This is a genomic window from Thermoactinomyces daqus (genome assembly GCF_000763315.1).
Classification (GTDB): Bacteria; Bacillota; Bacilli; order Thermoactinomycetales; family Thermoactinomycetaceae; genus Thermoactinomyces_A; species Thermoactinomyces_A daqus.
The window spans coordinates 20,371-34,293 of record NZ_JPST01000066.1; the positions used below are offsets into that span (position 1 = coordinate 20,371).

15 protein-coding genes, 1 pseudogene and 1 riboswitch are annotated in these 13,923 nt (G+C 47.8%); of the genes and pseudogenes, 12 read left to right on the forward strand and 4 right to left on the reverse strand.

The annotated features are described in order from the left end of the window. Positions 1-128: 128 nt before the first annotated feature. From JG50_RS0117455 to JG50_RS0117480, 6 genes are all read left to right on the forward strand, one after another. Entirely contained in the window at positions 129-347 is a 219-nt protein-coding gene (locus tag JG50_RS0117455) for a hypothetical protein (RefSeq protein ID WP_033102391.1), read from the forward strand. Between the two features lie 51 nt (positions 348-398). Continuing rightward, the gene (locus JG50_RS0117460; protein WP_052154461.1) at positions 399-821 is read left to right on the forward strand and encodes a cell wall hydrolase; all 423 of its coding nucleotides are present in this window, start codon (positions 399-401) and stop codon (positions 819-821) included. Between the two features lie 113 nt (positions 822-934). After that, positions 935-1,216: an alpha/beta-type small acid-soluble spore protein gene (locus tag JG50_RS0117465; protein WP_033102392.1), complete on the forward strand. Its 282-nt coding sequence runs from the start codon at positions 935-937 to the stop codon at positions 1,214-1,216. 77 nt (positions 1,217-1,293) lie between these two features. After that, a complete protein-coding gene (locus tag JG50_RS0117470) occupies positions 1,294-2,439 on the forward strand; it encodes an MGDG synthase family glycosyltransferase (protein WP_152568643.1) in 1,146 nt (381 codons plus the stop codon). 97 nt (positions 2,440-2,536) lie between these two features. Beyond that, on the forward strand, positions 2,537-3,544 hold the full coding sequence (locus tag JG50_RS0117475) for a fumarylacetoacetate hydrolase family protein (protein ID WP_033102394.1): 1,008 nt from the start codon (positions 2,537-2,539) through the stop codon (positions 3,542-3,544). Positions 3,545-3,620: 76 nt separating this feature from the next. Then, positions 3,621-3,733, forward strand: a riboswitch (SAM riboswitch). Positions 3,734-3,809: 76 nt separating this feature from the next. After that, positions 3,810-5,123: a homoserine dehydrogenase gene (locus JG50_RS0117480; protein ID WP_160173938.1), complete on the forward strand. Its 1,314-nt coding sequence runs from the start codon at positions 3,810-3,812 to the stop codon at positions 5,121-5,123. Positions 5,124-5,639: 516 nt separating this feature from the next. On the opposite strand, the gene JG50_RS19135 is transcribed toward JG50_RS0117480, so the two are convergent. Together JG50_RS19135 and JG50_RS19835 are read right to left on the reverse strand one after the other, a co-directional pair. Then, positions 5,640-5,936: a GNAT family N-acetyltransferase gene (locus JG50_RS19135; RefSeq protein WP_235281745.1), complete on the reverse strand. Its 297-nt coding sequence runs from the start codon at positions 5,934-5,936 to the stop codon at positions 5,640-5,642. Beyond that, positions 5,864-6,178, reverse strand: a complete 315-nt coding sequence (locus JG50_RS19835; RefSeq protein ID WP_052154464.1) for a GNAT family N-acetyltransferase — start codon at positions 6,176-6,178, stop codon at positions 5,864-5,866. Before JG50_RS19835 ends, JG50_RS19135 begins: the two co-directional genes overlap by 73 nt. 494 nt (positions 6,179-6,672) lie before the next feature. Between JG50_RS19835 and rlmD the strand changes: the two genes are divergently transcribed. After that, positions 6,673-8,064: a 23S rRNA (uracil(1939)-C(5))-methyltransferase RlmD gene (gene rlmD, locus JG50_RS0117490; RefSeq protein WP_033102406.1), complete on the forward strand. Its 1,392-nt coding sequence runs from the start codon at positions 6,673-6,675 to the stop codon at positions 8,062-8,064. Between the two features lie 312 nt (positions 8,065-8,376). Here the strand turns inward: rlmD and JG50_RS0117495 are convergent, their stop codons facing one another. Then, the gene (locus JG50_RS0117495; protein WP_033102395.1) at positions 8,377-8,976 is read right to left on the reverse strand and encodes a TetR/AcrR family transcriptional regulator; all 600 of its coding nucleotides are present in this window, start codon (positions 8,974-8,976) and stop codon (positions 8,377-8,379) included. A gap of 169 nt (positions 8,977-9,145) precedes the next feature. Between JG50_RS0117495 and JG50_RS0117500 the strand changes: the two genes are divergently transcribed. From JG50_RS0117500 to JG50_RS0117515, 4 genes are all read left to right on the forward strand, one after another. Beyond that, positions 9,146-10,558: an MDR family MFS transporter gene (locus JG50_RS0117500; RefSeq protein WP_033102396.1), complete on the forward strand. Its 1,413-nt coding sequence runs from the start codon at positions 9,146-9,148 to the stop codon at positions 10,556-10,558. 219 nt (positions 10,559-10,777) lie between these two features. Then, positions 10,778-11,290: an SUKH-4 family immunity protein gene (locus JG50_RS0117505; RefSeq protein ID WP_160173939.1), complete on the forward strand. Its 513-nt coding sequence runs from the start codon at positions 10,778-10,780 to the stop codon at positions 11,288-11,290. Beyond that, entirely contained in the window at positions 11,287-11,511 is a 225-nt protein-coding gene (locus JG50_RS0117510; RefSeq protein ID WP_033102398.1) for a hypothetical protein, read from the forward strand. The genes JG50_RS0117505 and JG50_RS0117510 overlap by 4 nt, the downstream gene beginning before the upstream one ends. Before the next feature lie 67 nt (positions 11,512-11,578). Beyond that, the gene (locus JG50_RS0117515; protein WP_052154465.1) at positions 11,579-12,067 is read left to right on the forward strand and encodes a GNAT family N-acetyltransferase; all 489 of its coding nucleotides are present in this window, start codon (positions 11,579-11,581) and stop codon (positions 12,065-12,067) included. 143 nt (positions 12,068-12,210) lie between these two features. Here the strand turns inward: JG50_RS0117515 and JG50_RS20815 are convergent. Further along, positions 12,211-13,018 (reverse strand): annotated as a pseudogene (locus JG50_RS20815) (YdbC family protein). A 505-nt stretch (positions 13,019-13,523) separates the two neighbouring features. On the opposite strand from JG50_RS20815, the gene JG50_RS0117530 reads away from it, so the two are divergent. Further along, positions 13,524-13,907, forward strand: coding sequence for a hypothetical protein (locus JG50_RS0117530; RefSeq protein WP_033102400.1), 384 nt, complete (start codon positions 13,524-13,526; stop codon positions 13,905-13,907). Positions 13,908-13,923 lie beyond the last annotated feature (16 nt).

A 13,923-nucleotide genomic window follows, 5' to 3' on the forward strand; every position in this document is an offset into this window, starting at 1 on the left:
ACAGAGGATTGCTATAGAATGACTGATGTAAAATTAAAATACTTGTATTTAATTTCACCCCTTTCAGGCGCAGGTTCATTCATAAAACGGCGGTGTGAAAGGGAATAAACAATAGGGGAGGTAATTGAGTGAATATTGCGAAAATAACCTTCCCGCTTGTCGTTTCATTCTTGCTGACGCTGGGGATATTGCCCTTTCAACAGCGTCAGGCTGAAGCGGAGAAGAAGATCACACTGGTCAAGATGAAACAAGAGAGTGTTGCCATGAAAATGAAACAGCAATTACAAGCGGGTTTTAACTATAAAGACTGGACAAATAAGACCACGTTTGCGGACGCAGCGGTTTAATACGTGACGAGGAAATATCATTTACTACAAGTCAGCAAGAGCGACAGGGATATGCGCAGGGAAACCGAAGTGAAACATCATCCGGAACGGCATCGCCCCAAGATGCGTGTTTCGCCGGAGGAATTAGCCCTCCTGGCCCACACCGTTTACGGGGAAGCGCGCGGAGAATCGTTTAAGGGACAAGTGGCTGTGGCCGCCGTCATTCTCAACCGCGTCCAAAGCGATGAATTTCCTCATTCCATTCGCGGGGTGATCTACCAGCCCAACGCTTTTACTGCGGTCGATGACGGGCAGATTCATTTAAAACCGGATCAGGAAGCGTATCGGGCGGTAAAAGAAGCGCTGGCAGGGGCGGATCCGACGCATGGAGCCCTTTATTATTACAACCCTGAAATTGCCACCTCCACCTGGATGGAGAAAAAGGCGAAGCACCGAAAAGCGATTCACATCGGCAATCATCTGTTTCTGAAATAACCATCTCCTTTTTCTTTTGCTCGGTGTTTAAAATAGTGTAGAATATAAAAATACGGCTTCCCCTCATAATCACGGTCCATAACTCGCACACTACCTTCAAGGAGGTGGTTTGCATGCCGAGGCGGGGGAGAAATCGCCTGTTGGTTCCGGGTGCTGAAGAAGGGGTAAACCGCTTTAAAAAAGAAGTGGTAAACCAGGTGCTCGGGACGAATATAACCAATCCGGAAGACGTAAAAATGGAAGTGGCCAAACAGTTTGATATCCCCCTCCGGAAAAGAGGAGGAAATGGAGACATCCGGGCAGAAGATGCAGGGAAAATCGGCGGGTTCATCGGCGGAAACATGGTAAAAGAAATGGTCCGCTTGGCGCAACGGTCGATGGCTCGGAAAGATTGAAAGATGGTTAATATTGCTCATAAAAAATGTGGATTTTATCCATTGACGGGACGGGAAAAGTATAATGGGGATGAACGGTGCAAAGGGGGGGAATCGCTATCGAACGCATATTGCTGCTTTCAATGGGATTTGGGACAGGCCATAATGCTGCTGCGAAAGCATTAGAATGCCAATTTGCAAAACAACGGCCGCATCTTTCGGTTGAAGTGGTCGACCTTTTAAAATTGATTCCTGGATCCTTCCATCCCCTGTTGCAATCCGGTTATCAGGGTATGTTGAATAAATTTCCAACCCTGTATCATTACCTTTATGATTGGACTCATCACAATAAAATTATTCGCTATGTCTCGAGCGAGATGATCGAAAAAATGGGTTGGACGATCCGGAAAAAACTGAGCCAGCTCTTTCCGGATGAACCGGCGCGCATTGTGACGACCCATCCCTTCGGCACACTGCTCTGTCCGGCTGACTGGGAAAACGTTCTTACTGTCGGCGTGGTTACCGATTATGAGTTGCACCCGATTTGGCTCGCCAGGGTTCCGGATGTTTTGTGTGTACCGAAACAGTTGCTCAGGCGCGGGGATCTGGAACGCATTCAATGGAAAACGGGATTGAAATTGCTGGAAACGGGCATCCCGATCAATCCCGCGTTTTATGAAGAAGTTTCCGCTTTGGAGGCCCGCTTGCAGTTGGGGCTTGATCCAAACCGGCCCGTGGTGCTCATCATGGGCGGCGGTACAGGCCTGGGTCCGCTGGAACAAATTGTCGAAGAGCTGAAGGGATTCACCTGGATTCAGTTTGTCGTTTTAACCGGAAAAAACCACAATCTCTACCAACGTCTCAAGAAAAAACACGATTGTCCCCATATTCTCATTGAAGCGTTCCGGCGCGATGTGGCCTTGTTCATGTCGGCTGCTGATCTGCTTGTGACAAAACCGGGTGGCCTGACGATCAGTGAAGCGATTGCCAAGCGATTACCGATGTTTCTTTTTGAGGCTTTTCCCGGCCAGGAAGAAGCAAACCAGCAGTATTTATTGCATCATCGGGTGGCGATGATTACACGTCCCTCCACCATTCGCATTCAGATTGAAAAATTTTTTTCGCCCGGCTTTAATCGCCAGCGGATTCGTGAGAGATTTACGCCGCTTCTCTCACCGGGAGCAAGCCGGCGGATCGTGCGCGAAACACTGACGGCGAAAGAGCCTGTTGTACAGACTTTATGAAGATCGTGCGAGCCGATCTTGATAAAGTCTGTTTTTCTTCAGGCACTTGCAAAAGATATTTTGGCGCGAATATGCTTAAGCTAAGGGGGGATACGCTTTGAAACTGGTTACATACAAAGTGAAAGAGGACGACCTGAACATTCATACCCGCGATGATGCCGGGGCGAGGTTCGGTTGGATTATCGGCCGGCATGTGGTTGATGTCGGATTTGCGCAAAAGTGGCTGGAAGTAGAAAAAGGTGTTTCCCTTCCGTACGAATTGGCCACCGATCTGCTATCTTGTTTAAAACGAGGGGAGGGGGAACTGGTTTTACTGAAGGAACTGGATCGGCTGATTCGTTTGCAGCCGCTTGAGCGATTGTTTGTCGAGGGGGAACCTGTCACCATTCCCCTGCAAGAGGTAAAATTGTTTTCCCCGCTTCCGGTTCCACCCAGCGTCCGTGATTTTTACGCCTTTGAACAGCATGTGAAAACCTGCCGGGCCCGACGCGGCCTTGATATGGTTCCGGAATGGTACCAGATTCCTGTCTTTTATTTTTCCAATCACCATGCGGTTGTCGGCCACCAAGATGTAGTGAAGAAGCCGTCGTATACCCATTGCCTCGATTTTGAATTGGAAATTGCCTGTATTATCGGGAAAAAAGGAAAAAATATTGCCCGTGACAAGGCACTGGAGTATATCGCCGGCTTTACGATCATGAATGACTGGAGCGCCAGGGATGCGCAGCGGCAGGAAATGGCGGTAGGTCTGGGCCCGGCCAAGGGAAAAGATTTTGCCACATCGCTCGGTCCGTATCTGGTCACCCTGGATGAACTGGAGGACCGCAGGCAGGGCGAGCGCTGGGATTTACAGATGACCGCGCGCATCAACGGCCGCGAAGTCTCCAGGGGCAATGTCAAGGATCTCTATTGGACATTTGCGCAAATGATTGAACGGGCCTCGTCCGAATGTGTATTGGCCCCCGGTGATGTGATTGGCTCCGGCACGGTGGGCACCGGCTGTATCTTGGAATTGGGGGAAGAAGTGCATCGCTGGCTGGAACCCGGTGATCAGGTTGAACTGGAGATCGAGAGGCTCGGCGTTTTGAAAAACGAAATTATTTGACATTGGATCTTGACAATCAGGGTTATCCATTCCATAATAATTTCAACTATGTCACGATAAAGAGAATATCCTTCATTTCTTATCAAGAGTGGTTGAGGGACTGGCCCGATGAAGCCCGGCAACCGTTTTGCCCGTATGGGCAAACAAGGTGCTAATTCCTGCAGTGCATCTGGCACTGAGAGATAAGAAGGCAAAGGTTTTTCTTGGAACAGAACCCTCTTCTTATCTGAAGGGGGTTTTTATTTTGGATCAGGAGGGGAAGAGCGTGGAACAAGTTCAGGTGGCACTTCTCGGTTTGGGAACAGTGGGAAGCGGAGTTTTTAAGATGATTCAACAGAATCAGGATGTGATCGCCCGGCGCACGGGCAGATTTTTCAATATTCGTTCCATTCTGGTCAAAAACCTCGAGAAAAAGCGGGAAATACAGGAGATCCATCATCTGTTGACCGACGATTATAACCAGATTTTGCGCCAGCAGATCCATGTTGTCATTGAGGCGATAGGAGGTGTTGAACCAGCCCGCACCTATCTGATCGAAGCGATCAAAAAAGGGTGTCATGTCGTGACAGCCAATAAGGAGTTAATCGCCAAACACGGCCGCGAGCTGGAAGAACTGGCGGAACAGCATGGGGTACGGCTCTTGTATGAAGCGAGTGTCGGCGGCGGAATTCCGGTGATCGGCACCCTGGAACATTTCCTGAAGGCAAATCATGTTTATCGGATTTGCGGGATATTAAATGGAACGACGAATTATATCCTGTCGCAATTGAGTGAGCAAAAACGCGAATACACAGAAATTCTGAAGGAGGCGCAGGAAAAAGGATATGCTGAAGCTGACCCCTCCTCCGATGTCGAAGGGCGTGATGCGGCTTATAAATTGTCCATTTTAATCCGGCTGGCATTTGATGCCGATGTTCCCGTCGAGCAAATTCGCTGCAGGGGAATTACCGACGTTACTTCAGGTGAGCTGGAACTGGCGGACAGGCTCGGCTATACGGTAAAACTGTTGGCCCAGGCGGAGCAATTTGGCGAAAGCGGGCCGATCGCCTGTTCTGTCTGTCCGACGCTCATTCCTAAATCGCATTTGCTGTCAAAGGTAAATGATGTATACAATGCCGTTTACCTCGAGGGTGACCGGATTCAGGATCTCACCTTGATCGGGCAGGGAGCGGGTGAAAATCCGACTGCCAGTGCCATGGTCGAAGATTTGTGCAACATCGAACGCTGGCAGTCCTTCCGACGGGTCAAAAAGGCCGAACCCTGGATTGTCGAAGGGGCGGCAGAAGCGGGAACACAGTTAATTTACTTGCGCTCGGGAGATGCGGTTACGGAATCTGACTGGGAGGAGCAGGTAAAGCGCTGGAGCGGTCGGGGAATGGAGTTCCACGGCTGGGCGTTCAGGCAGAAGGAGAGGGAAACGGAAATCGGCTGCATCGTATCGGGATGGAATGAAGAGACAGAGGCGGATTTGATCACAAAAACGGGACGGAATGCACAAATCGTCACCAAGCGTCCGGTCTTTTTGGGAGGATCAGTGAAAAGCAAAGAAGAAAAAATGGCGCGATTGACAGTTGGATAAAACTGCGGGGGATTACGGTATTTTGTGACGAAGGAACCGGGAGCAAAGAACAGCACCAAGATCCGGTGACTTTTTTTGAAACTCCGTTACGAGGCTGAGACGGACATCTTCGGCATGTTCGTCTGTTTTTTTACAAAAAAATCGTCCGACGGGGACAAAAAACGAAGTTTGGATGCGAATAATAGATTGGGTGACAAAAAGCCCCCCTGCCAACGAGGGGGAGGGAGGGATACGAAGTTGTCGTGCTGCCTTTCTTTATTATACTCCTTTCCTCCTCCGACTGTCAGAATGAATTCGATAGAAAAGGATCGGAATTTTAAACGGTTCTGTTGTTTGTCCGATGCTTTTATCAATAGATGTTATAAATGGTTTATCGAATGATTTGATTATTATATCAAATAGAAATTTGTGACAAATTTGTTTCCGTTCTTACCCCGTCCAGCCTTTTCTCCGGCTCTTGACCTGATCCCGTGAAAAGCGGCCTGTCGCACGGTGGACTGCAAGAGGGAGTTTTTATCATTGATGTGTGGTCGATTGCTCAGCCTTTTTTAAAAGTGAATCAAGCGAGACCCATTCATACCGGATTTCTTCTACTTCCTGATCCCCGATCCAAGAGGTTTCCGAGTTCACGGGGATGGCACCGAGCTTTTCATAAAAGCGCCTGGCAGGATTGTCTTTTATTACATAGACCACGAGAGAATTGCATCCTTGCTTTTTTAACGATTCGGCGAGCTGCCGCATCAACCGGGTTCCGAGTTGTTGTCTCTGTACTTCTTGCAAAAGGTAAAGCGCATAAACCTCTCCGGTTTGCACCGGCTGTTGGCTTCGGATTTTGCCGCCGCAGATGAATCCGGCGATTTTTTCTCCGGTGTTTCTGCCACATACGTCACACTGTCACTGCGCAGATGTTTTTCCCAGCGGGCTGCGCTCTCTTCCGGATTGAGACTGGTCAAATAATCCTCTGACACGATGCCTCTGTACGTGGTTTGCCAGCTTTTCACATGCACTTTGGCGATTTCCTGGGCATCTGCGATCATCGCAGGGCGAATATTCATAAGAACCCCCCCTTGAAAGGAATGACATTGCCACCCATCAGCCGTCATTGTTTCATCGCCCGGAAGGAACAGAAGCTTCCGGGCTTATTTCGTTTTAATATATCATAGCGGAAAAAAGATTTGAGAGGAAGAAGGATGCTCCATCGGAAAGCGATGGCTGAAAGTTGGCAGATGTTCAGGTGAAGCGGGGGAGTGTTTTTCAGCCGCGTCCTTTATGGAAAGTAACCGGGGGCAAAGAGAAACGCCCGGATCCGGCAGACTCCGCTTTAATAACTCTTTCAACAATCTTTGTTTTCTTTGACTTGCTGTCCCATGCCTTGGGGAAAATGGTAAAATGTTTGGGATCAGGAGTGCGGGACGGAGTAATGAAAGAGGAGAGGGGCTCTGCCGCAAAGAGGGGACGGGGCGGGGATGAGGTTCCGGAGCTGTTCAAAAAGGCAGTCCATGCTCTTCAAGGAATCGTTATGAGATCATATGGGAAAGGGATAAGTCAGATGGGAAAAACGGAGTATCAGCATAAAGTTCGCTTGAAAAAAGGACAGGTGATTGAAGTTCCGATCCGCCGCATCGGCATCAACGGCGAAGGGATCGGTTACCATCAGCAACAAGTAGTGTTTATTGACGGCGCTATCCCTGGAGAAATCGTCAGCGCCCGCGTCACTCAGGTGAAACCTTCGTTTGTCCGGGCGAAGCTCATCAAATGGAAAAAGAAGTCAGCCTACCGGGTCGAGCCGCGTTGTCCGGTTTACCATCAATGCGGCGGCTGCCAACTGCAACACATCGATCGGAGAATGCAGCGACGTTTGAAACGGGAGTTGCTTGAGGAGGCATTTGTCAAATACACCCGGCTTTCCACGATTCCGATCGAGCCGACGATTACCATGGATGATCCCTGGTTTTACCGCAATAAAGCACAGCTTCCTGTCAGCATGATCGCGGGAAAGGTCGTGATGGGGATGTATTCTGCCTCATCCCGGCGTTTGGTCGATGTGAGTGATTGCTTGGTGCAGCATCCTCTTATCAACAAAACGTTGCAAACCGCCAGGGATATATCGGAGAAACTGGGAATCTCCATCTATGATGAGAAGAAGCATGAAGGGGTTTTGCGTCATCTGGTGGCGCGAATTTCCTTTGCAACCGGGGAAATACAACTGGTTCTCGTGACCAGGACGAAAACTTTCCCGCAGGAACAAGCCTTTGTTGCGGAAATGTGCAAACAGGCTCCGCAGGTGAAAAGCATCATCCTCAATCACAATCCGAACCGAACCTCGTTGGTTCTGGGTGAGAAAAACCGCCTGTTGTGGGGGAAAGAAAAACTGGAAGAACGCATCGGTGATCTGGTTTTTCTGCTGTCCCCGCGTGCTTTCTTTCAATTAAACCCGTTGCAGACGGAAAAGCTTTATGATGAAGTGGCCAAGGTGGCTCACCTTACCGGAACGGAAACGGTTGTCGATGCGTATTGCGGTGTGGGAACGATCGGGCTTTGGCTGGCGGCAAAAGCCAAACGGGTGATCGGGGTGGAAGTCATTCCCGATGCGGTTGCTGATGCGAAAGAGAATGCAAAGCGAAACGGGATTGAAAATGCCGAGTTTTACACAGGGCAAGCGGAAGCGCTTTTGCCTGTCTGGGCCGGAGAAGGGCTGCGGCCGGACGTCGTGGTCGTCGATCCGCCCCGAACCGGTCTGCATGATGCTTTGATCGACACCCTTCTCAACCTTAAAGTGCCGCGGATCGTCTATGTTTCCTGCAATCCGGCCACGCTGGCCAAAGATTGCGACCGTTTGCTGCGCGGGGGCTACAGCCTGAAAAAAGTGGTCCCGCTTGACATGTTCCCGCAAACGGCACATGTCGAGAGTGTGACATTGATGACAAGGGAGGATCAATAGAAGGGCTGAAAAACTTGTAAATAAAGGGTTTCCAGGCATTGAGCTTTTGCGGAATCACTGTGTTGGCAGTGACAATGTCAGGAAACCCGGATGGTTATTATCAGATAAATGAAATTTTTATAATATACTTACATAACCGGTACCTGCCTGGGAGTATCACGAAAGTTCATTGTTTATTCCCGATTGCTGATTTGGTATGTGCTTTATTCTTCTTCCGGAGCTTATTCTGGTTTTTTTCAAAAACATATTTAGATCATTCCATAAATTGTGCCAGTCGTTCATCGAACTTTTCCGGTTCCTTGGGAATGGACGTTATGCAAGAAAAACCGGAAGCAGTATTTCATCAACCAATAACTCAAGCCGGTTTCTGTCAATCACATCTTTCCGCAGAAGATTTTCTACACGGATCAAGTCAAAAGGCAGGGTCAGTGTCGCATCGCTGACCTCTTTTATTTTTTCACCCCTGTTTTTGGCGAACCCGAGCAATTTACGCATGACCAGGATATTTTTATTTGTGGCGTTAACTTCAATTTCAATCTTTTTTTTGCGGTCTTGCCCTATCTCAAATAAAATCGCATTCATTATTTCAGGTCCAATCTCTGCATAAATGCTTTGATAAAGTGTAAGCAACTGTAGCAAGTCACCACGCAGGCTTCCTGTGTCCTCAATCCTGTCAATCAATTCACCGCCCAGTATGTTCGTCATTTTATATACCATTATTTCGCGAATCAAATCATATTTGGTTTTCCAGCGGCGGTACATTACGGTACGGCTTGTTTTTGCGGCTTGCGCGATTTGCTGAAATGTAAGATTGGTATAGCCAACTTTTTGGATCATTTCTATAGTGGCATCATAAATGCTTTCACTCAGTGCGTCTCCGCGCCTGCGCATGTTCCTGCCTGAATTGTTCATTCCTGTGTCCAACCTCTTTCCAGCAATAATTAAGTATACAAGTAAGTTTTGCAACTGGTTCTAAAACATTATACCATTTTGTCGGGATTAAAATAAGGTACATGTTGCACCTTATTTTAAAAGCGTGTATACTTATAAGGTGCAAAGTGTACCTTAAGGGGTGGAGATATTGGAAAAAGAAAAATTACCAAAAGGAATTATCAGCATCGCGTGGATTTTAGTGTTCGGTGCACTCCCGCCGATGCTGGATACCACCATTGTCAATATTGCAGTAAATAATTTGGCAAAAGTGTTCTCTGCCAGCTTTGTCGTTACGCAATGGGTTGTGACCGGATATGTCTTGGCTTTGGGAATTGCCGTTCCATTTTCCGGTTGGATGATGCGAAGGTTTGACGGCAAAAAAGTATATATGAGCGCAATGGGCTTGTTTTTGGCAGGATCTCTGCTATGCGGCCTTGCATGGGATATGCAGAGCTTAATCGCATTTCGCGCGCTGCAGGGCTTTGCTTCAGGCATCATAATTCCAACGCTTACCTCCTTGATTGTGCAAGCCGCCGGCAGTGAAAACTTGGGGCGTATCATGTCCATTGTCGGGCTTCCGATTGTTTTTGGCCCGATTGTCGGGCCGGTCATCGGAGGATTGATTTTACAGCACCTACAGTGGCAATGGTTGTTTTTTGTAAACCTTCCTATTGGGGTTATTGCAATATTTATTACAAAATGGAAGCTGCCGAAGTTCGAGGCTGTGGATAAATCTGCAAAACTGGACTGGTTTGGTATTCTGTTGCTGGCAATGTTATCGGGGATGTTTGTCTTTGGAGTGACGGAGATCAGGACACAGAGCATGCGAGCAACAGGCATCCTTGCATTTGTGATTGGCACCGTCTCGCTGATTGCATACTTGCTTTATGCATGGAAGAGAAAGGATCAGGCATTGATACCGCTGGATTTGTTCAAATCAAAAAATTTCAGCGCATCGTTTCTTTCTTTATTTTTAGCCGGATTCGCCACCAATAGGCCTATGCTTCTCTTTCCGATGTTTTTTCAAAATGTACGCGGCCTGAACGTCATTACATCGGCACTTTGGCTGATTCCCCAAGGTGTGGGAACGCTGGTAATACGGACTTTGGTCGGCAAAATGACTGATAAGTTCGGAGCCAGGTTTGTCGTATTGCCTTCAATCGGCATAACCATCATTGCTACGCTTCCATTTGTATATTTTGATGCCGGAACAGCGCAGTGGCTCATATGGCTTGTACTGTTCGTACGCGGAATAGGCGTTGGAGGAATCACGATCCCTGTGATGAGTGATTCTTACGTAGGACTTCAGAAGCCGCAGGTCCCGGCAGCCAGCGTTGCCACCCGCATTATCCAAAACGTTGGGGCCGCCTTTGGCTCCGCAATTTTGGCAACAGTAGTCAGTAACGCTCAATATGTGAAGGATGTTACGGCAGTTAACATTACTGATGCTTACCACACAGGATTTATTACGAGCTTAATCTTCATGGTGATTAGCATTCTGCCCGCACTGTTTTTGACAAATAAACTGATGGGCAAACCTATGGAGTCTAAAGGATGCTAAAGCAATAGGATCAGCTTATATACAAAACCTGTCCGATTTTTTCGTGGCAGGTTTTGCTTTTAATATTAATTAAATGTAGATATGTTCCCTCGTACTTCAGTTTCTCCAAAACAACAAAAAACTGATCGACATGTTTTCGCATTCACAGGATTTGAAAATCGGCCCAAGACATCAATCTGAGAGGAAGAAGGTTATATGGATTTCTTAAGGGACGAAATCATGAATGGTTGGGATAAGGATCCGGTGACAATCAATGATGGAACACTTGATCCGTTTGACCTGACACAGCAAACCAAAGAAATTCTTGCAACGGTTGGATTACCGATGAATGCAGAAGAAATGAAAGAAGATCCTTTTTATATCCATTTTTATAACGAACCCCGTTTAGCTCAAGGCGGTGATTATATCATTCTAGGTGATAATGAAGGAAGCGAGATAGGAATATATGTTGAAACAGGGGAACTCTATTTTTTAAGTGCTGATCCAGTTTCTGTACAAAGGAGATTTATTAATTCGGATATAGGGAAATTCCTTATGTTTTTAAAGATCTATTTGCGTTACCGCCCTCAGTTGGTGAATGCGATGGAGTGCGAAGATGATGAAGAAAAGAGATCAGTAATAGTGAATGAGATTAAACGGCAATTTAATCAAGCGGATTCAAAAGCTTTATCGGATGAAGAGTCATATTGGTCTGTTATACTTGAACAGGTTGAAGAGGGATTGTCCTGTTGACACAACAGCTGTACATAGCTGGTTTGCAAATCAACGCGCCTGCGACGGGGATCTTTACGGTGTTGCTCAAATTATTTTCATTGTCAAAATTGTTGGCAGCGAGCAAAGCAGGTTTGTTTTCAAAAAACGGTTATGTAACGCGCACCGCTGTTTTTATTCACATTTTTTTCTATAATATTTATATGTTTAGCAGGTTAACTGTCGGTGACGGTCGAATATAGGTTCTTATCCGAAGCTCACACTTTGGCTTACAATGTGGCTGATCATGACAAAAGGGGATGAAACACCTTGGAGCTTGTATTTCGCATCATCAGACCGAAAGACGCCCCCTTTCTCAAGGATTTTTTGACTATGGCGCTCACTGTTCCCGGGGATGGAGCCGCAGAGGAGAGTTTGCTTGAGAAACCGGAGCATCGGCGGTATTTGGACAACTGGGGACAACCGGGAGATTTGGGTTTTTTTGTTGCTTTGAAAAAGGAGAAAAAGCCGATCGGGGCTGTCTGGTTTCGTCAGTTCAGCAAAGAGGAACCCGGGTTCGGCTTCGTTGACGAGGCAATTCCCGAACTGATTCTGGCTGTGTTGCCGGAATATCAAAATCAGGGGCTGGGCCGGCAACTGCTCACCCGTCTGATTGACCAGGCACGGCTCGAAGGGTATCCGGGATTGTCTGTGACGGTTCATAAAAACAACCCGGCCAAGGGTTTGTATGACCGCCTTGATTTTAAAGTGAAGCGTGAGGAAGGCAATTATCAGGTGATGGTTCGTTCGTTTCGGTGAAGGTTAAAATAGAGGAAACGTTCAGCCGGTTGCAGGAACGGCCAGACGTCGGTGGTCAACGAATCCCGCTGGCAAAACGGGGGTCTGAACCGCTTTGCCGGCGGGATTCGTCTGCATCGTTCGCAGTCGGCAGGCGGGGGATGCTAGCCTGTCACCAGCCAACGTTCATTTTCTTCAACCAAATAACCGGTGATCGTGATTGTATCTCGGTCTGTTTCCGCTTGTTGCCGCAGCTGGGCAACTTTTTTTGTGTATGTCCGCTGGGCTTCTTCTTCCCAGAAACTGAAGATCAGGTAACGGACAGGGGGATGGATCGCTTTTGCCACCATTCCGCCGAACATGCCTGCGCTTTGGGCGAGCGCCGGATTCCAAACCGTTTGCTGGACGTTGAGAAAGTGTGTCTCCTGACCAGGGGCAATCATGCAGTCAGCGGCCCGCAGCCATTTTCCCTTTAAGGTGCGGGTGATGCTGCCTTTGTCCGGGATTTCCATGATGATATCGGCCAAGGTGACGGCAATGGATTCGTACGTCTGTTGCTGGTGGTTCGCCTGAAAAATGGTGTCATGAAGTGAGGCCATAAACTGATCATAAGCGTGTTGATCCCGCCAGCAGAAGAGGATGCAAGCCTCAGAGGGACGATGTCGGTTCCAGCCGCCGCTGCCAGTAAAATCCGTCTGCGCCTGCCAGATCCTTCCAGGACTCCTGTGCTCTGGAAAAGTCAGCCCGCTTTTCTTCAGGCACTTGGCAGACGATCCATTTGATCAGCATGTGCTTTATTCCTCCTTTCCGATCGGAATCGCGCATTGCAAAAAGAGAAAAAGTCTTTCCAAATGAAAAGGGAGGATGTGGACAAAGTTCAATAGGAGGGAATGGGTGTTTTTGTGCTGCGAAGGAAGCGGGAGCTTTGATATTCAGGGTGCGAACGGAAGTCAGTCTGATGCGATGTTTCATCCATTGAACTCTTTCATTAATTTTACCAAAGGTTTGTACGGGCAAAAATACTTTCCTTGCTTTCTCACCGGCTTTCGGGTCTTCCGGACGGGGGCCGGATTTTGTTCCTGCCGGCTATGGGGATGTTCCGGCACATATGCAAGAAATATAACCTCTGAGAGGTGAACATGATTTTGAATTTCCGTCGTTCCCTGTTTTCTGCAAATGCCTTGATCCCCTGGTCTATTGCCACAAATGCTCGTCCACAGTCGCGGGTATGGTGAAAAATGGATTGTTTCGGTTGAGGCAACAAAACAACAAATCAGATTAGAAGGAATGTGAGACAGAGATATAAAAAATATTCTATGAAAAGTCTGTGAGATGATCCTTCTCGGAGTTAATCGCAAACCGATCATCTTGCCGTTTTTGGCCCTGGATGTTTTTGTCGGAATCAGGGAATCCAAATCATTGGAAAGACGGTGTGCGGCCGGAGGTGATCAGATGAAAAGTTTGGATTGTCCCTGATTTGAACGGAAGATCATCTGCCTGTTGCCGGCCAAACCGGAAAGAATACCGGAAGAAAGAAGAAGGGATTAAGAAAGGGATGGTTATGAGCAAGGATAAAGAATTCGAGCAATTGATCGACTATTACGAAAAAAATATTTTGCAAACGATTCAACATGGGGGACCGGAGCCGTATTTAACCGATTTAACGGGATATTGCCGCTTCTGCGGGAGCCGCAAAAGCAGAACCGGGCTGAAACTGGTGCTCGATCTCGACACCGATCTCGAACTGCCTGCCTGCTTTCAGTGCATTGAGGAGCAGCAATTGCCCGTTTCCACCACCCGGAATGCATTGGAATTTGAAGCGATCACGCAGGCGATTTTGCGATTGAAGTCAATGCTTTAAAGGAGCATTCCTGTAA

Coding starts and splice junctions, on each gene's coding strand:
- JG50_RS0117495 (WP_033102395.1), bottom strand. CDS start 8,976: ATGAACAATTCAGGCAGGAACATGCGCAGGCGCGGAGACGCACTGAGT.
- JG50_RS19835 (WP_052154464.1), bottom strand. CDS start 6,178: ATGAATATTCGCCCTGCGATGATCGCAGATGCCCAGGAAATCGCCAAA.
- rlmD (WP_033102406.1), top strand. CDS start 6,673: ATGGGAAAAACGGAGTATCAGCATAAAGTTCGCTTGAAAAAAGGACAG.
- JG50_RS0117505 (WP_160173939.1), top strand. CDS start 10,778: ATGAATGGTTGGGATAAGGATCCGGTGACAATCAATGATGGAACACTT.
- JG50_RS0117465 (WP_033102392.1), top strand. CDS start 935: ATGCCGAGGCGGGGGAGAAATCGCCTGTTGGTTCCGGGTGCTGAAGAA.
- JG50_RS0117460 (WP_052154461.1), top strand. CDS start 399: ATGCGCAGGGAAACCGAAGTGAAACATCATCCGGAACGGCATCGCCCC.